The 21814-nt window shown below is 72.2% G+C and carries 23 protein-coding genes; 5 read left to right on the forward strand and 18 right to left on the reverse strand.

Features of this window, described 5'->3' with window-relative positions:
• Position 1 precedes the first annotated feature (1 nt).
• Positions 2-2140 carry an ATP-dependent DNA helicase RecQ gene (locus JSX79_RS13575; protein ID WP_229086676.1) on the forward strand — a complete coding sequence of 713 codons (2139 nt, stop codon included), beginning with the start codon at positions 2-4 and terminating at the stop codon, positions 2138-2140.
• Positions 2141-2148: 8 nt separating this feature from the next.
• On the opposite strand, the gene JSX79_RS13580 is transcribed toward JSX79_RS13575, so the two are convergent.
• Positions 2149-2490, reverse strand: coding sequence for a hypothetical protein (locus JSX79_RS13580; RefSeq protein WP_229086677.1), 342 nt, complete (start codon positions 2488-2490; stop codon positions 2149-2151).
• 108 nt (positions 2491-2598) lie between these two features.
• Entirely contained in the window at positions 2599-3468 is an 870-nt protein-coding gene (locus JSX79_RS13585; RefSeq protein ID WP_229086678.1) for an oxidoreductase, read from the reverse strand.
• A gap of 102 nt (positions 3469-3570) precedes the next feature.
• Here JSX79_RS13585 and JSX79_RS13590 point away from each other — a divergent pair, with 102 nt between their 5' ends.
• A complete protein-coding gene (locus tag JSX79_RS13590) occupies positions 3571-4491 on the forward strand; it encodes a helix-turn-helix domain-containing protein (protein WP_229086679.1) in 921 nt (306 codons plus the stop codon).
• A 127-nt stretch (positions 4492-4618) separates the two neighbouring features.
• On the opposite strand, the gene JSX79_RS13595 is transcribed toward JSX79_RS13590, so the two are convergent.
• From JSX79_RS13595 to JSX79_RS13620, 6 genes are all read right to left on the reverse strand, one after another.
• Positions 4619-5158 carry a hypothetical protein gene (locus tag JSX79_RS13595; RefSeq protein WP_229086680.1) on the reverse strand — a complete coding sequence of 180 codons (540 nt, stop codon included), beginning with the start codon at positions 5156-5158 and terminating at the stop codon, positions 4619-4621.
• Positions 5159-5294: 136 nt separating this feature from the next.
• Positions 5295-5948, reverse strand: coding sequence for a hypothetical protein (locus tag JSX79_RS13600; RefSeq protein WP_229086681.1), 654 nt, complete (start codon positions 5946-5948; stop codon positions 5295-5297).
• 20 nt (positions 5949-5968) lie between these two features.
• On the reverse strand, positions 5969-7489 hold the full coding sequence (gene der / locus JSX79_RS13605) for a ribosome biogenesis GTPase Der (protein WP_229086682.1): 1521 nt from the start codon (positions 7487-7489) through the stop codon (positions 5969-5971).
• 68 nt (positions 7490-7557) lie between these two features.
• On the reverse strand, positions 7558-8241 hold the full coding sequence (gene cmk / locus JSX79_RS13610; RefSeq protein WP_267484435.1) for a (d)CMP kinase: 684 nt from the start codon (positions 8239-8241) through the stop codon (positions 7558-7560).
• A 167-nt stretch (positions 8242-8408) separates the two neighbouring features.
• Positions 8409-9533 (reverse strand): prephenate dehydrogenase, encoded by a 1125-nt coding sequence (locus JSX79_RS13615; protein ID WP_229086683.1) that lies wholly within the window; start codon positions 9531-9533, stop codon positions 8409-8411.
• A gap of 19 nt (positions 9534-9552) precedes the next feature.
• Entirely contained in the window at positions 9553-10308 is a 756-nt protein-coding gene (locus JSX79_RS13620; RefSeq protein WP_229086690.1) for a pseudouridine synthase, read from the reverse strand.
• Positions 10309-10542: 234 nt separating this feature from the next.
• Here JSX79_RS13620 and JSX79_RS13625 point away from each other — a divergent pair, with 234 nt between their 5' ends.
• Positions 10543-11349: a hypothetical protein gene (locus JSX79_RS13625; RefSeq protein WP_229086684.1), complete on the forward strand. Its 807-nt coding sequence runs from the start codon at positions 10543-10545 to the stop codon at positions 11347-11349.
• 85 nt (positions 11350-11434) lie between these two features.
• Here JSX79_RS13625 and scpB read toward each other — a convergent pair whose 3' ends face one another.
• The 9 genes from scpB to JSX79_RS13670 form a co-directional block, all read right to left on the reverse strand.
• On the reverse strand, positions 11435-12124 hold the full coding sequence (gene scpB / locus JSX79_RS13630) for an SMC-Scp complex subunit ScpB (RefSeq protein ID WP_229086685.1): 690 nt from the start codon (positions 12122-12124) through the stop codon (positions 11435-11437).
• Entirely contained in the window at positions 12114-13052 is a 939-nt protein-coding gene (locus tag JSX79_RS13635; protein WP_229086686.1) for a ScpA family protein, read from the reverse strand. Before JSX79_RS13635 ends, scpB begins: the two co-directional genes overlap by 11 nt.
• Positions 13036-13914 carry a ParA family protein gene (locus JSX79_RS13640; protein WP_070416496.1) on the reverse strand — a complete coding sequence of 293 codons (879 nt, stop codon included), beginning with the start codon at positions 13912-13914 and terminating at the stop codon, positions 13036-13038. The genes JSX79_RS13635 and JSX79_RS13640 overlap by 17 nt, the downstream gene beginning before the upstream one ends.
• Positions 13915-13985: 71 nt before the next feature.
• Positions 13986-14822, reverse strand: a complete 837-nt coding sequence (locus JSX79_RS13645) for an SseB family protein (protein WP_229086687.1) — start codon at positions 14820-14822, stop codon at positions 13986-13988.
• Positions 14823-14826: 4 nt separating this feature from the next.
• Positions 14827-15573 carry a bifunctional 1-(5-phosphoribosyl)-5-((5-phosphoribosylamino)methylideneamino)imidazole-4-carboxamide isomerase/phosphoribosylanthranilate isomerase PriA gene (priA, locus tag JSX79_RS13650; RefSeq protein WP_229086688.1) on the reverse strand — a complete coding sequence of 249 codons (747 nt, stop codon included), beginning with the start codon at positions 15571-15573 and terminating at the stop codon, positions 14827-14829.
• A 63-nt stretch (positions 15574-15636) separates the two neighbouring features.
• The gene (gene hisH / locus JSX79_RS13655) at positions 15637-16278 is read right to left on the reverse strand and encodes an imidazole glycerol phosphate synthase subunit HisH (RefSeq protein ID WP_070416498.1); all 642 of its coding nucleotides are present in this window, start codon (positions 16276-16278) and stop codon (positions 15637-15639) included.
• Positions 16275-16877: an imidazoleglycerol-phosphate dehydratase HisB gene (hisB, locus tag JSX79_RS13660; RefSeq protein WP_071301667.1), complete on the reverse strand. Its 603-nt coding sequence runs from the start codon at positions 16875-16877 to the stop codon at positions 16275-16277. Before hisB ends, hisH begins: the two co-directional genes overlap by 4 nt.
• Complete coding sequence (locus tag JSX79_RS13665) at positions 16874-17998, reverse strand: histidinol-phosphate transaminase (protein ID WP_070416500.1); 1125 nt, start codon at positions 17996-17998, stop codon at positions 16874-16876. The genes hisB and JSX79_RS13665 overlap by 4 nt, the downstream gene beginning before the upstream one ends.
• A 52-nt stretch (positions 17999-18050) precedes the next feature.
• Positions 18051-18416, reverse strand: a complete 366-nt coding sequence (locus tag JSX79_RS13670; RefSeq protein ID WP_070416501.1) for a LysM peptidoglycan-binding domain-containing protein — start codon at positions 18414-18416, stop codon at positions 18051-18053.
• 237 nt (positions 18417-18653) lie between these two features.
• Here JSX79_RS13670 and lexA point away from each other — a divergent pair, with 237 nt between their 5' ends.
• Positions 18654-19298, forward strand: a complete 645-nt coding sequence (gene lexA / locus JSX79_RS13675; protein WP_070416502.1) for a transcriptional repressor LexA — start codon at positions 18654-18656, stop codon at positions 19296-19298.
• Positions 19299-19527: 229 nt separating this feature from the next.
• Here the strand turns inward: lexA and hflX are convergent, their stop codons facing one another.
• The gene (gene hflX / locus JSX79_RS13680; RefSeq protein ID WP_229086689.1) at positions 19528-21066 is read right to left on the reverse strand and encodes a GTPase HflX; all 1539 of its coding nucleotides are present in this window, start codon (positions 21064-21066) and stop codon (positions 19528-19530) included.
• A gap of 61 nt (positions 21067-21127) precedes the next feature.
• Here hflX and JSX79_RS13685 point away from each other — a divergent pair, with 61 nt between their 5' ends.
• On the forward strand, positions 21128-21742 hold the full coding sequence (locus JSX79_RS13685; protein WP_071301669.1) for a class I SAM-dependent methyltransferase: 615 nt from the start codon (positions 21128-21130) through the stop codon (positions 21740-21742).
• The last annotated feature ends 72 nt before the right edge of the window (positions 21743-21814 follow it).

Consider the following 21814-nt stretch of genomic DNA (forward strand, 5'->3'; position numbering starts at 1 on the left):
CATGTCTGTTGCCCCACCACCTGCTCCGCCGTCCGCTGCGATCGCTGCGGAGGCGCAGGAGGCGCTGCACGCCCTGACCGGGCGGCCCGACGCGGTGTTCCACCCCGGGCAGCTCGAGGCGATCTCGGCGCTGGTGGAGCACCGGCAGCGCGCCCTCGTGGTGCAGCGCACCGGGTGGGGGAAGTCCGCCGTGTACTTCCTCGCGACCCTGCTGCTCCGGCGACGCGGGGGCGGCCCGACCGTGCTCGTGTCGCCGCTGCTCGCACTCATGCGCGACCAGGTCGCCGCGGCTGCCCGGGCCGGGGTGCGTGCGGTGTCGATCAACTCGGCGAACGCGCACGAGTGGGGTGAGACGCAGGCGGCGCTCGCCCGCGACGAGGTGGACGTCCTGCTCGTCTCCCCCGAGCGGCTCAACAACCCGAGGTTCCGCGACGACCAGCTGCCGACGCTCATCGCCCGCATGGGCATGCTCGTCGTCGACGAGGCGCACTGCATCTCCGACTGGGGGCACGACTTCCGGCCGGACTACCGCCGGCTGGCCGAGCTCATCCGGTCGCTCCCCCACGGCGTGCCCGTCCTCGCCACCACCGCGACGGCGAACGAGCGCGTGGTCGAGGACGTCGCCGAGCAGCTGACCGCCGGCCCCGACGACCCCGTGTTCACCATCCGCGGGTCCCTCGCGCGGGCGTCGCTGCGGCTCGGCGTGCTGTCGCTCCCCGATGCTCGACAGCGGCTCGGCTGGTTGCTCGCGCACCTCGGCGACCTGCCGGGCAGCGGCATCATCTACACGCTCACCGTCTCCGCGGCCGAGGACATCGCCCGGCTCCTGCGCGACAACGGGTACGCGGTCCGCGCCTACACCGGGCGCACCGACACCGACGAGCGCGAGCAGCTCGAGCAGCAGCTCAAGGGCAACGAGCTGAAGGCCCTCGTCGCGACGAGTGCGCTCGGGATGGGGTTCGACAAGCCGGACCTGGGCTTCGTCGTCCACGTCGGGGCGCCGTCCTCCCCCGTGGCGTACTACCAGCAGATCGGTCGTGCCGGTCGCGCCACCGACAACGCCGACGTGCTCCTGCTGCCCGGGCGTGAAGACCAAGAGATCTGGCAGTACTTCGCGAGCGCCTCGATGCCGACCGAGTCCCGGGCGTCCGCGGTGCTGAACGCACTGTCCCGCGACTCCGCGATGTCGACCGTCGCCCTCGAGGGACTGGTCGACATCAAGCGCTCCACCCTCGAACTCCTGCTCAAGGTGCTCGACGTCGACGGCGCCGTCCAGCGCGTCGCCGGCGGGTGGGTCGCCACGGGGCAGCCGTGGGAGTACGACGCGCCCCGCTACGAGCGGGTCGCCGCTGCCCGCGCTGCCGAGGCCGCGTCGATGCTCGACTACGAGTCCACGTCGCAGTGCCGCATGCAGCTCCTGCAGCAGGACCTCGACGACCCGTCCGCCGAACCGTGCGGTCGCTGCGACAACTGCACCGACGCCTGGTACCCGACGTCGGTGTCGTCGTCGGACGCCTCGGGTGCCGCCGCGGCGCTCGACAAGGTCGGGGTCGAGATCGCCCCGCGCGCCCAGTGGCCGTCGGGCATGTCGTCGCTCGGCGTCCCCGTGCGCGGCAAGATCGGCGCCGACGAGCTCGTCCAGCCCGGACGCGCCGTCGCCCGGCTCACCGACCTCGGGTGGGGTGGGCCGCTCCGTGCCCTCTTCGCACCGGGGGTCCCCGATGCCCCGATCTCGCGGGAGCTCGTCGACGGGTGCGTCCGTGCGCTCAAGGACTGGCCGTGGGAGACCCGTCCGACCGGGGTCGTCGCGATGTCGTCGCGGTCACGGCCCGAACTCGTCGGGTCGCTCGCGCAGGCACTGTCCTCAATCGGGCGGTTGCAGTTCCTCGGCACGCTCGGCCGGAACGGTGGGACGCCACGCGGCGACGGTGCAACGAACAGCGCCTACCGCTTGTCGGGGGTGTGGGACACGTTCGTGGTCGATCCTGCGCTCGGGGCCGCGCTGCAGTCGCACGAGGGGCCGGTGCTGCTCGTGGACGACCTCGTCGACAGTCGGTGGACGATGACCGTGGCGGGCCGCGAACTGCGGCGGGCGGGGGCGTCGGCCGTGTTGCCGTTCGCGTTGGCCACGGTCGCCTGAGCCGGTCGTCAGCCGTTCGGGTTGCTCAGGCCGTCGGCAACCCACTGCAGGAAGACGACGACGGCCACGTCGACCAGCAGCGTCCCGCCTGCCACGAACAACCCGGCCGCTGCGACGACGACCGCTGCCGGACGCGGCCCGGGCACCCGGAACAGGGCCACCACCGTGGCGAGGAGCGCGGCGAGCGAGACGATCCCCGTCACCACCCACCACGGTGGGAACCCCTCGGTGAACACGCGCGCCAGGCCGACCGCGTGTGCGACGCCGGCGATCAGTGCGACGGCCCCGGGCGCAGCCAGCCACCAGCTGCTCGCGCCGATCGTGCGGTCGCCGGACGAACGTGCTGTCATGTCGGACCTCCCCCGGACGCCCCGATGGGCGCCGCCCCGGCGGTCATCGTCGCACACCGGAGGCGCGGTGCGGGCCGGCACCGCGCCTCCAGTCCGCCGGGGTGCGGTTCAGGCGCCGATCGCGTCCAGCTCGGCGAGCGCGTCGGACGGCAGGGCGAAGCCCGCCGACGCGACGTTGTCGCGCAGGTGCGCGACGGACGAGGTCCCCGGGATGAGGAGCATGTTCGGCGAGCGCTGGAGCAGCCACGACAGCGCCACGGTCAGCCGCGACACTCCGAGCCGCTCCGCGACGGCGTCGAGCGCACCGGACTGCAGCGGCGAGAAGCCGCCGAGCGGGAAGTACGGCACGTAGGCGATGCCCTGCGCGGCCGTGCTGTCGACCATCGCGTCGTCCTCGCGGCGGGCGACGTTGTAGAAGTTCTGCACGCAGACGACAGGGGCGATCGACTGCGCCTCGGCGAGCTGTTCGGCGTTCACGGTCGACAGGCCGAGGTGCTTGATGAGTCCCTGCTGCCGGAGTTCGGCGAGCGCTTCGAACTGCGGCGCGAGGCTGCCCGGCTCCGGGGCGTCGAACCCGCCGACGCGGAGGTTCACCACGTCGAGCTGCTCGAGCCCCAGGTGCCGCAGGTTGTCGTGCACTTGCTCGACGAGCTCGTGCGGCTCGCGGGCATGCGGCCATCCGCCGTCCGCATCGCGCCGGGCGCCGACCTTCGTCACGATGTGCAGGCCGTCGGCGTACGGGCGGAGGGCCTCGCGGATGACCTCGTTCGTGACGTGCGGGCCGTAGAAGTCGGCTGTGTCGATGTGGGTGATCCCGAGCTCGACGACGGTGCGGAGGACGCGGATCGCCTCGTCGCGGTCGGTGGGCGGCCCGAAGACGCCGGGGCCCGCGAGCTGCATGGCGCCGTACCCGACGCGGGTGAGGTCGAGGTCGTCGGCGAGGCGGAAGGAACCGCCGGGGAGTGTGGTGTCGGTCATGTCCACCACGATGCTCCCGGTCCGCCGGGACGGACAGGTCCCCGTCGACCCTGGGACCACGGGGACCAGGATCGGACCGCGCCGGGTCCGTAGCATCGAGGGGTGAGCGACAACACCCTCGGCGAGTACCTCCGGGCGAGGCGTGCGCTCGTGCGCCCGGAGGACGCCGGGCTGCGCGTCACCGGCGTCCGACGCACGCCGGGGCTGCGCCGCGAGGAGGTGGCGACGCTCGCCGGGATCAGCGCGGACTACTACCTCCGTCTCGAACAGGGGCGTGACCGGAACCCGTCGGGGCAGGTGCTCGACGCGATCGCACGGGTGTTCGGCCTCGACGCCACGGCGACCGCGTACCTGCGGGGTCTGGCCAGCGCATCCGGGTCGGGTGCCGCTGCGCCCGACCGGGCCAGGGGATCCCGCGGAGGCCGGAGTGACCGGGTCCCGACCGGGACGCTGCAGTTGCTCGACGTCGTCGGGTTGCCCGCCTTCGTCGAGAACCGTGCGTTCGACGTGCTCGCCGCGAACCGGCTCGCGTCCGCGTTGGCGCCGGGGATGCGTGCCGGCGAGAACCGACTGCGCACGATGTTCCTCGGCCACACCGAGCAGGGGCGCTACCCGGACTGGGAGCAGCAGATGGGCGGCATGGTGGCCGCCTTCCGGTCCTCCATCGGGACTCGTGTGGACGATCCGGCGATCACCTCGCTCGTCGGCGAACTGTCGCTCGGCAGCGAGGACTTCCGTCGGCTGTGGGCGCGACACGACGTCCGGCCGCTCGCCGGGGGCACCGTGCGGATGTGGCACCCGGAGGTGGGCGAGCTCGAGCTCCGGCGGGAGAAGCTCGGCATCGGCGGGACGGACGGGCAGCTGCTCGTGCTGCACCACGCCGAACCGGGGTCGCCCTCGGCGGGGGCGTTGGCGCTGCTCGGGAGCCTGGCCGCGGGGGCGGCGGGCGGCGCGGGCGGCGCGGCGGGCGGAGCGGCGGGCCGACTCGGAACGACATCGTCGACGTCGTACGACCTCGACTGAGTCGCTCCCCCGCGCGTGCAACGGTGCGCGTCCGCAACGAGCGACAAGACCGGTGTCGAACGACGTCGACGATGTCGCACCGGCTCGGCACCACCCAGCGCCATCACCGCGCGCCGCCACCGCCCCCTCAGCCCGCCGCAGGCCCCGAGCGTCGCGCCGGCTTCGGGAACGCGGCCCGCATGTGGTCGGTCGTCAGCACGTCCCCGATGCCGATCATCAGCAGCGAGAACACGATCTGCTCGATGACCATCCAGAACGGGTAGAGCCCCGGGATCGCCGCGACCACGAGCGTCACGACCGGGAAGATCCGGCTGAACAACCGCAGCCGCTGGTATGCCCAGTAGTACCCGAGCTGCGCCCGCCACGCGAACACGTAGAGCGTCAGCGTGATGAGCAGGACGACGGTCGCACGGAACCACACCGCCCACGGGACCGTCTGCCCGGCGTGCGTCAGGAGGATCGCCACGACGATCGCCGTCAGGCCGACCACGGTCTCGGCGACGAGCAGCCACCGGATCCACCGGAAGGAGCGGACGGTCTCGGGGTGGTCGAGCATGTCCTCGCGGATGACGTAGTCCGCCTGCCGTCCGCCGGCCAGTCGGTCGAGGTGCAGACGGCACCACAGGCGGTCGGCGAGGGCACCGAGCCCGGCGTTCTGCTGCGTCACCCTCCCATGGTGCCGTATCCGGCGGTGGGAACCGGCACCGCACCACCCGCCGTGTCCCGCGGCACGAACCGGCACCGCACCACCCAGCCGTGTCCCGCGGCACGAACCGGCACCGCGCCTCCAGACCGGCGACGCCTCAGTCGGTCGGCAGGAGCGCGGCTCCCCCGAGGACCGCACCGGAGTCGGGGTCCAGCAGGACGAGCGAGCGGACCGGGTCCGGGATGCCGCGGGGTGCCTCGAGGTCGAAGGTGATCGTCCCCACGTCGGACGGGATCGTGCCGAGGTCGTCATCGTCCTCGTGGCCCGTCCAGAGCCCGGGCCGCGCGCCGACGACCGTGCCCTCGGAGAGCACCACCCGGACCCCTGGCAGCTCCGTGTCGGAGAACGCCACCCGGAGGTCCGTGATCCTGACGAGCAGGTGCTCCCCGGCTCGGGCGATCCGGACGTGTCCTGAGGCGGACCGGTCGTGTTCCGAGGCGATCCCGTCGATCGGAGCGATCGGGACGAGGTCGCCGGCCACCGGCGGGACGCGCCGCCACCACGGGTCGATGGGCGACCCGTCGGCATGGTCATCGGTGGCGGGCTCGGGGACCGGGGCGCCGAGCGTGTTCGACGGGGACACGAGCGTGCCGCCCTGCACACCCTGTTCGGCGAGCGGGGTCGTCGTCGCGACCGGCTCCGCAGCGTCGATGCCACGCTCGGTCTGGATGGCGCGCCAAGCGACCAGGACCGCGACGAGGGCGAGCAGAGCGACCGCTGCGAACAGCCATCGTCGACTCGCCCTCGTCATCTCGGATCTCCTGATCGACCTCAGCGCTTGCGGCGCTCGCGCACCCGCATGTTGACGTTGATCGGCGTGCCCGAGAAGCCCCAGACCTCGCGCAGTCGACGCGTGATGAAGCGTCGGTACTGCGGGTCGAGGAAGCCCGTCGTGAACAGCACGAACGTCGGCGGCTGGCTCGACGCCTGGGTCCCGAACAGGATGCGGGGCTGCTTGCCACCACGGACCGGGTGCGGGTGCTCCTGCACGAGCTCGGCGATGAAGGCGTTGACCTTGCCCGTCGGGATGCGGGTGTCCCACGAGTCGAGCGCGGTCTCGAGGGCCGGCACGAGCTTCTCGAGGTGGCGACCGGTGCGTGCGGAGATGTTGACGCGCGGGGCCCACGCCACGTGCGCGAGGTCCTGCTCGATCTCGCGCTCGAGGTAGCGGCGGCGGTCGTCGTCGAGCAGGTCCCACTTGTTGTAGGCCAGCACCAGCGCACGACCGGACTCGAGGACGAGGTCGATGATGCGGAGGTCCTGCACGGAGATCGGCTCGGTGACGTCGAGGACGACCACGGCGACCTCGGCCTTCTCGAGCGCCGCGGTCGTGCGGAGCGAGGCGTAGAAGTCGGCCCCCTGCTGCAGGTGCACGCGCTTGCGGATGCCGGCGGTGTCGACGAAGCGCCAGACACGGCCGCCGAGCTCGATCTGCTCGTCCACCGGGTCGCGGGTCGTCCCCGACAGCTCGTTGACGACGACGCGCTCTTCGCCGGCGGCCTTGTTCAGGAGCGAGCTCTTGCCGACGTTCGGACGGCCGAGGATCGCGACGCGACGGGGTCCGCCGACCTCCTGCTTGGCGACGGCCGAGGTGTCGGGGAGCGTCGTGATGATGAGGTCGAGGAGATCGGCGACGCCACGACCGTGCAGCGCCGACACCGGGTACGGCTGCCCCAGACCGAGGTTCCAGAGCTCGTAGGCGTCGAGGTCGCGCCGGTCGTCGTCCGACTTGTTCGCGACGACGATGACGGGACGGTCGGTACCGCGGAGCATCTTCACGACGTGCTCGTCGGTGGCGGTGATGCCGACCGTGACGTCCACGACGAAGAGCACCGCGTCGGCGAGGTCGATCGCGACCTCGGCCTGGGCGGCGACGGAGGCGTTGATGCCCTTGGCGTCGGGCTCCCACCCGCCGGTGTCGACGAGGGTGAAGCGCTTGTCGTTCCACTCCGCCTTGTAGGCGACGCGGTCACGCGTGACACCGGGGGTGTCCTGCACGACGGCTTCGCGGCGACCGAGGATGCGGTTCACCAGCTGCGACTTGCCGACGTTCGGTCGCCCGACGATCGCGAGCACCGGGTAGGCCGGCAGGTACGTGATGCCGTCCTCGCCGAGCTGCCCGGCTTCGAGCAGGGCGACGTCCTCTTCGTCGAGCTCGTAGTCCTCGAGCCCGGCGCGGAGCGCGTTCGCCCGCTGCTCGGCCTCGGCTTCGTCGAGCCCGGCGATCCGCTCGCCGAGGGCGTCGTCGTACTCGGGGAAGTCGTCGTGTTCTGGGTTGTCCAGCTGCGCCATGTGGGTGTCCTTGCCGGCGACCCTTCGGCCGCGTGTTGTCAGTGCGTGGCCGCGCGTGGCCCTGGTGGTCAGTGCCCGGTCGCGCGGGCCAGGTCGACGACCGCTTGCACGGTCTGGTCGAAGTCGAGGTCGGTGGAGTCGAGCGTCGTGACGCCGTCGGCGGCGTTCATGAAGTCGACGACCTTCGCGTCCGCCGCGTCGCGACGAGCGAGTGCGGCGGAGGTCTCGGCGGCCGACTGGGTGGTGACCTCAGCCGAGCGCCGAGCCATTCTAACGGACTCGTCGGCCGTGAGGAGGATCCGGACTTCGGCATCGGGCGCGACGACCGTGGTGATGTCACGCCCCTCGGTGATGATGCCCCGGCCCTCGGCCTTGCGCATCACGTTCCGGAAGAGCTGCACGAGCCGCTGCCGGACCTCGGGCAGCTTCGCGATGTGGGCGACCGCGGCGGTGACCTCGGGCGTTCGGATGGCGTCGGTGACGTCGGTGCCGTTCACCTGGACGAAGTAGGCGTCCGGGTCGGTGCCGATCTCGTAGTCGAAGGTGTCCCAGCTCGCCAGGACCGCGGCGGCGTCGTCGAGGTCGACCTGCTGCTGCAGTGCGTGCCAGGCGAGCGCGCGGTAGGCGGCACCGGTGTCCTGGTAGCCGAAGCCGAGCGCGCGCGCCGCGGCACGGGACACGCTCGACTTGCCGCTGCCCGCGGGACCGTCGACCGCGATCACGAACTTCGCGACGAAGGCGCCGTCCGGCAGTCCGGCCGGCAGGGGGTCGCGCGTCGAACCGGGCTCGCCGCCACCCTGCCCGTCGAGACCGCCACCCGCACCGCCGGCGCCGCCGATCGGGCCGGGCTGGTCGCCGGGCGTGGGCAGCCCCGTGTCGGGTCCGTCGGGTCCACCGGTCACGCCGGAGTCGTCGTTGTTCAGGCCCATGCTGCTGCGATCCTCCATCCGCGACCCTCGAGTTCGTCGACGAGTCGCTGTTCCTGCTCGGGCACGACCGACACCTCGACGATGCCGATCTGCGCGCCCGGTGAGTGCTCGAGGCGCATGTCCTCGAGGTTGATGCCGATCTCCCCGATGAACGTGAGGAGGGCGGCGATCTGGCCCGGGGTGTCGTCGACGAGGACGACCACCTGGGCGAAGCGTTTCGTGGTGCCGTGCTTGCCCGGCAGCCGTTCGACGCCGCGGTTGCCCGCAGCGATGGTCTCGGCGAGGGCGCGGGGCGAACCGGGCGCGGTCGGGTCCTCGAGTGCGGCGAGCACCCGGTCGAGGTCGTCGCGGAGGTCCGCGAGCACCGGCCGGATGCGCGACGCGTTCGCACCGATGATCTGCACCCACAACCCCGGGTCGCTCGCGGCGATGCGGGTCACGTCACGGACGCCGCCGCCCGCGAGGCCGAGCGAGCCGTCCGGGGCGTCCCGCAGCCGGGAGGCCATCAGCGTGGACACCAGCTGCGGTGCGTGCGAGACGTACGCCACCGCGAGGTCGTGCGACTCCGGTTCCATCGGGACCACGGTCGCGCCGACGTCGAGCGCCAGGTCCTCCACCACGGCGGCACGCTGGTACGTGATGTCGTCGTGCCCGGCGATCACCCACGGCTGCCCGAGGAAGAGATCGGCGCGCGCGGCGGTCGGCCCGCTGCGTTCGCGGCCCGCCATGGGGTGCGAGCCGATGTAGCGCGAGATGTCGGCGCCGGCTGCCCGGAGCGAGGCGAGCGGCCCCGACTTCACGCTCGCCACGTCGGTGAGGACGGCACCGGGGAAGGCAGCGAGCTCGCGCTCGACCACCGTCGCGACGACGTCCGGCGGGACGGCCACCACGACGAGTTCCGGACGGTCACCGGGAGCCGGTCGACGCCCGGCGCCGTAGTCGACGGCGAGCGCCAGGGCTGCGGGCGAGACGTCGTCGAGGACGACCTCGACACCCTTCTCACGCAGCGCCAGGCCGATGGACGCGCCGAGCAGGCCCGCGCCGACGATCCGCACGGGTCCCCGGAGCCGCCGGTCGATGGCCGGTTCGGCGAGCGGGGTGGTGGCGTCGGTCACCCCGCAAGCCTACCGATCGTCAGTCCGAGGACACTTCGCCGTCCGAGGCCTGGGGAGAACCCTTCGCCTCACGGGCGATGCGGAGGAGCGAACCGAGCTCGACCGTCGACAGCTCCCGGGTCTTGCCGATCGGCAGGGACCCGAGGTGCAGCGGCCCGAACGATCGCCGGACCAGCTCGAGGACGGGGTGGTCGACCTCGTCGAGCATGCGGCGCACGATCCGGTTGCGACCGGAGTGCAGCGTGATCTCGACGAGCGACTCCCCGCGCGAGGACTCGAGCAGGCGGACCTTGTCGGCCGCGATCGGACCGTCCTCGAGCTCCACACCGTCGAGCAGCCGCTGCACCGTCGCGGGGTTCACGTTGCCGCGCACCTTCGCGATGTACGTCTTCGTCACCCCGAACGACGGGTGCGCCAGGACGTGCGCGAGGTCCCCGTCGTTCGTCAGCACGAGCAGCCCGGACGTCTCGGTGTCGAGCCGCCCGACGTTGAACAGGCGCTCCTCGTACCGGTCGACGTACTCGGACAGGTCACGCCGTCCACGCTCGTCCTGCAGGCTCGAGACCATGCCGGTCGGCTTGTTGAGCAGCACGTAGCGGCGCGAGCTGTCGATCTGCACCGGGACGCCGTCCACCGCGATCTGGTCGGTCTCGGGATCGACACGCCGGCCGAGCGCGTCGACGACCTCGCCGTTGACCGTCACGCGGCCCTCGACGATCAGGTTCTCCGCGACGCGGCGAGATGCCACGCCCGCAGCGGCGATCACCTTCTGCAGGCGCTCCCCCTCTGCCTGGAGGCGCGGCGCGGCCCCGGCGGTCGCCGTCCCGTCCGCCGCGTCCCAGTCCGGGATGATCGGGCGCTCGGGCGTGCCCTCGAGCGGCTGGCCCTGCTGGTCGCGGGCGCCCTCGGGCTGCGGGGTGGTGCGGCGGTCGGTGCCGCGCGGGCCGGTGTTCCGGGGCCGGTCGCCGTTGCGCGCCGTGGTGGTGCCGCCGACGTAGCGTCGGCCGTTGTGCCACACCGTGCTGGGTCGGCCGTCCGGGGCACGGCGGTCCTCGCGGGCGGGGTCGCGGCGGCGGTCGTCGTCGCGTCGGGGGGCGTCACGACGGTCGTCGCGCCGATCGTCACGGCCGCGGTACCCACCGGACGCGGGGCGCTCGTCACGACCCCGGTACCCGCCGCGGTCGTCGTCACGGCGGTTGAACCCGCCGCGGTCGCTGCCGCGGCGGTCGTCCTCGCGGCCGACGAACCGACCCCGGTCTCCCCCGCGGTCGTCACGACCCCGGTACCCGCCGCCGGACGCCGGACGCTCGTCACGCCCGCGGTGCCCGCCGCGGTCGTCGTCACGGCGCGGGGCATCTCGGCGGTCGTCACGACCCCGGTACCCACCACCGGACGCCGGACGCTCGTCACGCCCGCGGTACCCACCACGGTCATCGTCACGGCGCGGAGCATCACGGCGGTCGTCACGGCCGCGGTACCCACCGGAAGCAGGACGCTCGTCGCGCCCGCGGTACCCGCCGCGGTCATCGTCACGGCGCGGCGCATCACGGCGGTCGTCACGACCCCGGTACCCACCACCGGACGACGGACGCTCGTCACGGCCGCGGTAGCCCCCGCGGTCGTCGTCACGCCGGCCGGACCCCGCACGGTCGTCACGACCCCGGTACCCACCGCCAGAGGACGGACGCTCGTCACGGCCCCGGTACCCACCGGAAGCAGGACGCTCGTCACGCCCGCGGTAGCCTCCGCGCTCGTCGCGACCAGCGCTCTCGGACCGGCCACCCGCACGGCCGGAGCCGGCGGTGCGGTCGCGTGACGCGCCTCCAGGACGACCCGCGCCGTCCCGGCGACCCGCGCCGTCCCGGCCCGCGCCACCCCGTGGGCCGCCTCGTCGTTCTTCCTCATACGCGGCCATCGGGGATCCCTTCGTTCTGCTCGAAGCCGCCGGCACCGTCGTCCAGGAGGGGCGAGATGAGCGGCAGCTCGTCGAGCGAGTTGATGCCGAGCTGCTGCAGGAGCAGGTCGGACGTGACGTAGTTGATGGCGCCGGTCTCGGCGTCGGTGAACGACTCCTCGATGAGGCCGCGCGCGACGAGCGTACGGACGACGCCGTCGACGTTGACGGCGCGGATCGAGGCGATCTGCGAACGGGTGATCGGCTGCTTGTACGCGACGACCGCGAGGGTCTCGAGCGCCGCCTGCGACAGGCGGGAGGGGCGTTCGGCCTCGACGAACTGCTCGACGACGTCGTCGAGGTCCTGCCGGACGTAGAAGCGCCAGCCGCCGCCGACCTCGCGGAGTTCGAACCCGCGGCGGATCGTGCCGTCGACCCCGTCGAAGTCCGCCACGAGACGCTCGATGGCCTGCCTGACGGCGGGGACGGGAGCCCCCACGGCCGCGCCGAGGGACACGAGCGACTGGGGTTCGTCGGCGATCATCAGGATCGCCTCGAGCTGTCGGTCGACGGGGATCTCCGGCCGGGCGGCACGCTCGTGCGCCTCGTGGATCTCGCGCTCGATCGCGCGGGCGTCGGCCATCTCGTCGGCGCCGCCGGGTTCGGCACTGGACGTGTCGTGCACGTCATCCGTCATAGTCGGCTCCCAGGTTGGCGAGGCTCTCGTCGGACCAGTCGTCGGCGGTCCAGCGCAGCGTCAGCTCCCCGAGCGGTTCGAACTGTTCGAACGAGATGGATGCGTTCCGGTACAGCTCCAGGATCGCGAGGAAGCGAGCCACCACGATACCCGTCTCCGAGACGCCGGCGACCAGTTCGCGGAACGAGACGTCCTCGTCGGCACGCGTGCGGAGGATCGAGACGACGATCGCGGCCTGCTCTCGGATGCTGACGAGCGGGGCGTGCAGGTGGTCGAGTCCGACCGTCGGGAGCTCCCGCGGCGCGAACGCCAGGGTCGCCAGCGCGGCGAAGTCCTGCACCGACAGGGTCCAGACGAGCTCGGGGGTCCGGGCACGGAACCGCTCCTCGAGCCGGACGCTCCGCACGTGGCGTCGGGACTCGGTCAGCCAGCGGGAGCCGAACCAGTCGGCGGCCTGCTTGAACGCCCGGTACTGCAGCAGTCGGGCGAACAGGAGGTCGCGGGCCTCGAGCAGGGCGACGTCCTCGGCGTCGACGAGCTCGCCCTGCGGCAGGAGTCCGGCGATCTTGAGGTCGAGCAGCGTGGCGGCGACGACGAGGAACTCGCTGGCCTCGTCGAGTTCGTCCTGGGACTCGGCCTGGCGCACGTACTCGATGAACTCGCCCGTCACGGCACCGAGCGAGACCTCGGTGATGTCGAGTTCGTGCTTCGTGATGAGCGAGAGGAGCAGGTCGAACGGGCCGTCGAAGTTGCGGAGCCGGACCCGGAAGCCGGCCGCGGTCTGCGTGCCGGCGGGTGCCGGCTGTCCGGCCGGTCCGGCCGGGGCCGGCTGCCCGGCCGGTCCGGGTGCCGGCTGTCCGGGTGCCGGCTGTCCGGCCGGTCCGGGGGCCGGCTGTCCGGCAGGGCCGGGGTCAGGCGACGGCGCCACGCTCGACGAGCTCCCTGGCGAGCTGCCGGTACGCGTGTGCGGCCGCGTGGTCCGGCGCGGTCTGCGTGATCGGCCGCGCCGAGACCGTGGCGTCCGGGAACTTCACGGTCCGGCCGATGACGGTGTCGAGCACGCGGTCGTCGAAGGTGTCCACGACGCGCTCCATGACCTCGCGCGAGTGCAGCGTGCGCGAGTCGTACATCGTCGCGAGGATCCCGTCGAGCTGCAGCGCCGGGTTGAGCCGGTCGCGCACCTTGTCGATCGTCTCGATGAGCAGCGCCACACCACGCAGGGCGAAGAATTCGCACTCGAGCGGGATGAGGACGCCGTGCGCCGCCGTCAGGGCGTTCACGGTCAGCAGCCCGAGCGACGGCTGGCAGTCGACGAGGATCACGTCGTAGTCGTTCGCGACCTTCCGGAGCACGCTCGCGAGGATCTGCTCGCGCGCGACCTCGTTCACGAGGTGCACCTCGGCCGCGGAGAGGTCGATGTTCGCCGGGATCACGTCGAGGTAGGGCGTGTTCGTCGGCTGGATGACCTGGTTCGGGTCCTTGATCGACCCCATCAGCAGGTCGTAGACGGTGGGGATGTCGTGGGTCCGCACGCCGAGGCCGGCCGACAGCGCACCCTGCGGGTCGAAGTCCACCGCGAGGACCTTGCGCCCGTACTCCGCCAGCGCCGCGCCGAGGTTGATCGACGTCGTGGTCTTGCCGACGCCGCCCTTCTGGTTGCACAGCGCGATGATGCGAGCGGGACCGTGGCCGTCGAGCTCCTCGGGCACCGCGAACTGCCGGACGGGCCGTCCGGTCGGACCGTAGGTGGTCTCGCCGGTTCCGGGGGTGGTCGTCGGGTTCGTGCTCACCCCGTCATCGTACCGGCGACCGGCCGCCGGGCCGGGCCGCACCGCCGCAGGTCGGGGCCAGGAGGCGCGACTCACGCTGGGCGCAGCGCCACCCGCATGCTGTCCACGCGTTCCGCGATGACGGCGTCCGCCGTCCAGCGCTGCTGCAGGCGCCCCACGAGCTCCTGCACCTGCGTCTGGTCGAGTCCGGGGTGGAGCGCCAGCCCCACCGTCAGTTCCGCACCGGCGAACCGTCCGAGCGGGTCCCCCGGGGCCAGCTCGACCCGCGCCACCGCACGCTCCCCCACGACGGAGTCCGCGAAGGCCCGCGCCACTTCCGGGTCCTCGAAGCAGGGCGTCCAGGGCAGGTCCTGCCCGATCGCCCACACCGCGGGGCGACGGAGAACGAACTCGGTCGGCGCCGTCGGGTCGAGGACCACGAGCTGGGTCTCCTCGCTCGCCGCGGCCATGGCCACGCGGCGGGAGTCCGCGGGGACCGGTCGGGCGTCCGCGTCCCAGGAGCGCATCGCCTCGACGGAGGTGAAGGCGGGCATGACGCTGCGACCGTCCGGCCCGGCGACCGTCACGATGGAGAGCTCCTGCGTCTTGTCGACGAGCTTGCCGGCGTCGGTGTGCCCGATGTCTCCGGCCTCGGCGATGAGCGGGATGAGCAGCCGTGCGGTGCGGAGCGCGTCGACGACCGCCCGCTGCGACCCCCCGTCCGGCAGCGCCGTGATCGCGGCGACGACGGCCGGGTCGGCCAGACCGTCGTCGTCGTCGAACGTCGTGTCGTGCTGGTCGAACGTGCGCCCGGCCCAGGCGAAGCCCGCGGAGTCCGCCGCCCCACCGGGGGTGTGCGCGTCGTCCGGGTGCCCGTCGCCCGCGGGCCCGTCGGGTCCGGTGCCGCGACCGTTCGAGATGCCCGCCACGCGCCTACTCCGAGGCGATGTCGAGCGCGGCCGGGAGCGTGAACGCCCCCGAGTAGAGCGCCTTGCCGATGATCGCGCCCTCGAGCCCGTGCGGCACGAGCGCACGCAGTGCACGGAGGTCGTCGAGCGTCGAGATCCCGCCGGAGGCCACGACGGGCTGGTCGGTGCGGTCGCAGACCTCGCGGAGGAGGTCGACGTTCGGGCCCTGCAGCGTGCCGTCCTTCGTCACGTCGGTCACGACGTACCGGGCACAGCCGGCTTCCTCGAGGCGGTCGAGGACCTCCCACAGGTCGCCGGCGTCCTCCGTCCAACCCCGGCTGGCGAGGGTCGTGCCGCGCACGTCGAGCCCGACGGCGATCTGCTCGCCGTACGTCCGGATCACGCGGGCAGCCCACTCCGGGTCCTCGAGCGCGGCGGTGCCGAGGTTCACGCGTGCCGCACCGGTCGCGAGGGCTGCCTCGAGCGAGGCGTCGTCGCGGATGCCGCCGGAGAGCTCGACGGCGACGCCCTCGACCTCGCGGATGGCGTGCGCGATGACCTTGCGGTTGTCACCGCGGCCGAACGCCGCGTCGAGGTCGACGAGGTGGATCCACTCGGCACCCTGGTCACGCCACGTCCGGGCCGCCGTCACCGGGTCGCCGTAGGAGGTCTCGCTGCCGGCCTCGCCCTGGGTGAGGCGCACCGCCTGACCGTCGACGACGTCCACGGCGGGCAGCAGGACGAGGGGCGTGGTGGTGGAGAGCTCGGTCATGGTCCTGTCTTCGTTGCGGGGGTCGTCGGGCGCGTCGTCGTTCGCGACGTGTCGCCGCGGGTCTCAGAGCGACTGCACCCAGTTGCGGAGCAGTCGGATGCCCGGCTCGCCGGACTTCTCGGGGTGGAACTGGGTGGCGGTGAGCGGACCGTTCTCGACCGCGGCGACGAAGCGCTGCCCGTGCTCGGCCCAGGTCAGGCGCGGCGCCCGGAACGGCCCGTACGCCTCGAGCGGGAAGTCGGTCACGCCGTACGAGTGCACGAAGTAGAAGCGCTCGTCGTGCAGGCCCTCGAACAACACCGAGTCCGCAGGAGCGTCGACCGTGTTCCACCCCATGTGGGGCAGGACGTCGGCCTGGATCTGCTCGACCGTGCCCGGCCACTGACCGAGCCCCTCGACGTCGGCACCGCGCTCGATGCCGCGCGAGAAGAGCACCTGCATGCCGACGCAGATCCCGAGGACCGGACGGCCGCCGGCGAGACGGTGGTCGACGATCTCGCCGCCCCGGACGCCCTCGAGCTGCTCGACCACGGCTCCGAACGCCCCGACGCCGGGGACCAGCAGTCCGTCGGCCCGGAGCGCCGCCTGCTTGTCCGACGTCAGGGTGACGTCGGCGCCGGCGCGTTCGAGGGCCTTGGCGGCGGAGTGGACGTTGCCCGACCCGTAGTCGAGGACGACGACGTTCGGCTTCGCCCCGGCGGTCACAGCGTGCCCTTGGTGGACGGGATGCCGTCCACGCGGGGGTCGAGTTCGACCGCCGTGCGCATCGCCCGGGCGAACGCCTTGAACTCGGCTTCGGCGATGTGGTGCGGGTCGCGGCCCTCGAGCACGCGGACGTGCACCGTGATGCCGGCGTTGAAGGTGATCGCCTCGAACACGTGGCGGACCATCGAGCCGGTGAAGTGGCCGCCGATCCGGTGGAACTCGAAGCCCGCGGGCTCGCCGGAGTGCACGAGGAACGGCCGGCCGGAGACGTCGACCACGGCCTGGGCGAGCGCTTCGTCGAGCGGCACGAGGGCATCCCCGTACCGACCGATGCCGGCACGGTCGCCGAGGGCCTGCTTGAGCGCCTGGCCGAGGACGATGCCGGTGTCCTCGACGGTGTGGTGGACGTCGATGTGGGTGTCGCCGGTCGACCGCACGCGGAGGTCGATGAGCGAGTGCTTGCTGAACGCCGTCAGCATGTGGTCGAAGAACGGCACGCTCGTCGAGATGTCGGACGTGCCGGTGCCGTCGAGGTCGAGTTCGAGTTCGATGCTCGACTCGCTCGTGCTCCGGCTGATCGTGGCGGTGCGCGCGGTCATGCTGCAACCCTAACCGGCGGCTGATCGGCGGCGACGCGGCGCATGGCGTCGAGGAACACGGTGGTCTCCTCTTCCGTGCCGGCGCTCACCCGCAGGTGGTTCGGGATGCCGAGGTCGCGCACGATGACGTCCTGCTCGAGCAGCGCTTCGAACGCGGCGTGCGGGTCGGCGACGCCGCCGAACAGGACGAAGTTCGACCACGTCTCGTACGTGCGGTAGCCCATCGCCCGGAGTTCGGTCACCATGCGATCGCGCTGCTGCGTGATGTCGTCGACCATCGCGAGCATCGCGGGGGCGTGCCGGAGCGCCGCCACCGCTGCCGCCTGGGTCAGCGCGGAGAGGTGGTACGGCAGCCGGACGAGTCGGATCGCGTCGATGACGGCCGGGTGGGCGGCCATGTAGCCCACGCGGGCACCGGCGAACGCGAACGCCTTGCTCATCGTGCGGGACACGATGAGACGCTCCCGCCCGGGCAACAGGGTGAGTGCGCTCGGGGCGTCGGCAGGCATGAACTCGGCGTAGGCCTCGTCGACCATCACGATGCCGTCGGTCGCGGCGTAGGCGGCCTCGATCGTCTCGATCGGGAGCGGCGTACCCGTGGGGTTGTTCGGCCCGCAGAGGAACACGATGTCCGGCTGGTGCTCACGGATGGCGGCCACCACGGTCTCGGGCGCGATGCGGAACTCGTCGTCGCGCTGCGCCGGGATCCAGGTCGTGCCGGTGCCCGACGCGAGGATCGAGTGCATCGAGTAGGTCGGAGGGAACCCGAGCACGGTGCGGCCCGGCCCACCGAAGGCCTGGAGCAGCTGCTGGAGCACCTCGTTCGAGCCGTTGGCCGCCCAGATCTGCTCCGGACCGAGCGCCTGCCCCGGCGCGAGGTCGCGCTGGAGGTAGTCCGCGAGGGACTGCCGCAGCTCGGTGAACTCACGGTCGGGGTAGCGGTTCACGGTCGTCAGCGCCTGGCGGATCGACGACACGATGTCCTCGGCGACGTCGGCCGGCACCGGATGCGTGTTCTCGTTGACGTTGAGCTGCACGCGCACGTGCTTCTGCGGGGCGCCGTACGGGCTCTGCCCGCGCAGGTCGTCTCGGATCGGGAGGTCTTCGAGCGTGAATGCCACCGATCCATCGTAGGCCGCTCGAACGGTATGGTGACCGGCCGTCCGGACGGTGCTAGTGCGCGGCGGTGTACTGCGCCGGGATCGAGATCTCCTGCCCGGCCTGCAGCCCGGAGCCGTCGAGCGCGTTCAGGCTGACGACGTCCTGCACGAAGTCGCGCGGGTCGGCGTTCGGGGCGGTCTCTTCCGCCAGCTGCCAGAGCGTCTCGCCCGGCTGGATGGTCACGGTCTCGAAGTGGGCGTGCGACTCGGTGTTGCCGGCCGATGCCTGTCCGCCGTTCAGCACGGCGAGTGCCACACCGATCAGCAGCGGGATCGCGGCGAGCGTCGTCAGGACGACCCGGCCGCGACGCGTGAGGCGCAGGCGCGTACGCACGGCGGGCGCGGTGCGCTGGATGTCAGCGATGGCGATGGTGCTCATGTCGTTCTTGCCTTCCCGTTCGGGTGAACCGAAGTCCTGTACCGAACATAGTTTCGAATGACGAGCCGCACAAGTCCTGCGCGGAGATTTCTTGGGGGTTTTCTGCCGACACGCTCGAACAGGTGTTTGTCCGGCGATGACCGGTCGGATACTGTTTCGATCGACTGGGACAAGTCAAGCGGGCACCACCGACATTCCCGCGGGCACGGTCCCGGCACCGACGAAGGGCGAGACGACGTGGCGGACGAACTGCGGGGCCAGAAGCCGCTGACGGCGAAGCAGCAGGCGATCCTCGACGCGATCCGTGCGTCGATCGCCAGCCGGGGCTACCCGCCGAGCATGCGCGAGATCGGTGACGCCGCGGGCTTGTCCTCGCTGTCGAGCGTCTCGCACCAGCTCGGCCAGCTCGAGCTCGGCGGGTGGATCCGCCGCGACCCGAACCGCCCCCGCGCGCTCGAGGTCCTCGTCGACGAGCCGACCCCCGACGTCGAGGGCCCGGACGTCGACGCGACGACGCTCGTCCCGCTCGTCGGTCGGATCGCCGCCGGTGTGCCGATCACGGCCGAGCAGCACGTCGACGAGATCGTGCCGCTCCCCCGGCAGCTCGTCGGCACGGGAGACCTCTTCATGCTCAAGGTCGTGGGCGAGTCGATGATCGACGCCGCGATCTGCGACGGCGACTGGGTGGTCGTCCGGTCGCAGCAGACGGCCGAGAACGGTGACATCGTCGCCGCCATGCTCGACGAGGAAGCGACCGTCAAGGTCTTCCGGCAGCGGGACGGCCACACGTGGCTGCTCCCCCGCAACACCGCGTTCGAGCCGATCCTCGGCGACGCGGCCACCGTGCTCGGCAAGGTCGTGGCGGTCCTCCGCTCGATCTGACGGCGCACGCACCGCGTGCCTCTGCGACGGGCGCAACCAAAGCCGGTTCGAACCACGCGATCACGTGGTTCGAACCGGCTTTCGTTGTGCGGCGCCGAACGGAACCGCGCAGCCGCGGTGGGTGCGGGGCGGGCGTGCGTCGCGCCTCCGCGACCGCACAGCGCGCGACCGCACCGCGCGCGACCGCACGCCGCACGACCGCACGCCGCGCGTCAGCGCAGGGCGCGCCTCAGGACGCGACGGGCGCGACCACGAACGGGTCGAGCTCCGCGACCTGCCGCTGGAACACGCGCACCCGCAGGCGCGTGCCGTCCTCGACGTAGTCGACGGTCTCGACCGCACCCGCGTCGTGCAGCGACGACACCAGGTCACCGCGGTCGTACGGGACCACCACGGTGAGCTCGACATCGGGTTCGGGGAGACGGGCCTCGATCACGTCGAGGAGGTCCTGGATGCCCTCGCCCGTGCGCGCCGAGACGAACACCGCGTCCGGCACGAGGCCGACGAGCACGAGCCGCTGCGACTCGTCGATCAGGTCGGCCTTGTTGAAGGCGACGATCTCCGGGATCTCGCGGGCGCCGACGTCGCCGATGACCTCGCGCACGGTCGCCAGCTGGGCGGCCGGGTCGGGGTGCGACCCGTCGACCACGTGCACGATGACGTCGGCTTCGCCGACCTCTTCGAGGGTGGAGCGGAACGCCTCGACGAGCTGGTGCGGCAGGTTGCGCACGAAGCCGACGGTGTCGACGAAGGTGAACTCGCGGCCCTTCGCGCTCTCGGTCCGGCGGACCGTGGCGTCCAGCGTCGCGAAGAGCTGGTTCTGCACGAGCACGCCGGCGCTCGTCAGTCGGTTCAGCAGCGAGGACTTGCCCGCGTTGGTGTAGCCGGCGATCGCGACGCTCGGGACGTCGTTGCGGTGTCGGTCGGCCCGCTTCGCCTCGCGCGCGGGGCGGAACCCGGCGATCTGGCGACGGAGCTTCGACATCCGGGTGTGGATGCGACGACGGTCGAGCTCGATCTTCGTCTCACCGGGACCACGCGAACCCATGCCCGCACCGCCGGACACCTGGCCACCGGCCTGGCGGGACATCGACTCACCCCAACCACGGAGTCGCGGCAGGAGGTACTCGAGCTGGGCGAGTTCGACCTGCGCCTTGCCCTCGCGGCTCTTGGCGTGCTGGCTGAAGATGTCGAGGATCACGGCCGTCCGGTCGATCACCTTGACCTTCACCACGTCCTCGAGCGCGCGGCGCTGGGACGGGGCGAGTTCGGTGTCGGCGATGACCGTGTCGGCGCCGGTGGCCTTGACGACCATCGCGAGCTCTTCGGCCTTGCCCTTGCCGAGGTACGTGGAGGGGTCGGGGTTCGGCCGGCGCTGCAGGAGCCCGTCGAGCACCACGGCACCCGCGGTCTCGGCGAGGGCGGCGAGCTCGCGCAGGGAGTTCTCGGCGTCCGAGGCGTCGACGTGCGGGTACACGCCGATCAGGACGACCTGCTCGAGCCGGAGCTGCCGGTACTCGACCTCGGTGACGTCCTCGAGTTCGGTGGAGAGGCCGCCGACGCGGCGGAGGGCAGCCCGGTCTTCGCGGTCGTACTGGTCGCCGTCGCCCGTCCAGGCGTGGTCGTCGACCGATCGGGTCTGGATCGCCTGCGCGGGGGCGAAGATCGAGGAGCTCGCGCGGGAGTCGGCGTTGCGCAGGACCCGCTCGACGACACCAGCAGCGCTGTCGTCGGTGGTCTCTGCGTCTCGGTTCGTGGTGTCCGTCATCTTCTCCACAGGGTACCGCTCGGGGCCTCGGGACACACGGGGTTGCCGGTACGGTTCATCCATGGCGAACGACCACTACTTCTCCGCGAACCCGTCGTCGGACACCCGCGAACGCCAGATCCACGTCACCCTCGCCGGTCGCCCGCTCACGCTGACCACCGCCGCGGGGGTCTTCAGCCCGGACGGGCTCGACCGTGGCACGCGGGTGCTGCTCGGCTCGGTGCCGCCGCCCGCGCACGAGGGTGCACTGCTCGACGTCGGTTGCGGCTGGGGTCCGATCGCCATCACCATGGCCCTCGACTCCCCCGCCGCCCAGGTGTGGGGCGTCGACGTGAACGAGCGGGTGCTCGGTCTCGCCCGTGCGAACGCTGCTGCTGCGGGGGCCGACAACGTCACCGTCGCACTGCCGGACGAGGTACCGGCCGACCTGCGGTTCCGGACGATCTGGTCGAACCCGCCGATCCGGGTGGGTAAGGACGAGCTGCACCAGATCCTGCTGACGTGGCTCCCCCGGCTCGAGGTCGGTGGGGACGCGTGGTTGGTCGTGTCGAAGGACCTCGGGGGCGATTCGCTGCAGCGGTGGTTGCGGGAGTCGCTCGACGCGGGGTTCCACGTGTCGCGGGCGTCGACGGACAAGGGGTTCCGGGTGCTGCGGGTGCACCGCGCGGCCGAGTAGGCGCCGCGTGCGCACGGCTGGCGCCGTCGCGCGAGGCGCGCGGGGCGCGGGGCGCGGGGCGCGGGGCGAGTG

This window comes from Curtobacterium sp. GD1, from assembly GCF_020882855.1.
Lineage (GTDB): Bacteria > Actinomycetota > Actinomycetes > Actinomycetales > Microbacteriaceae > Curtobacterium.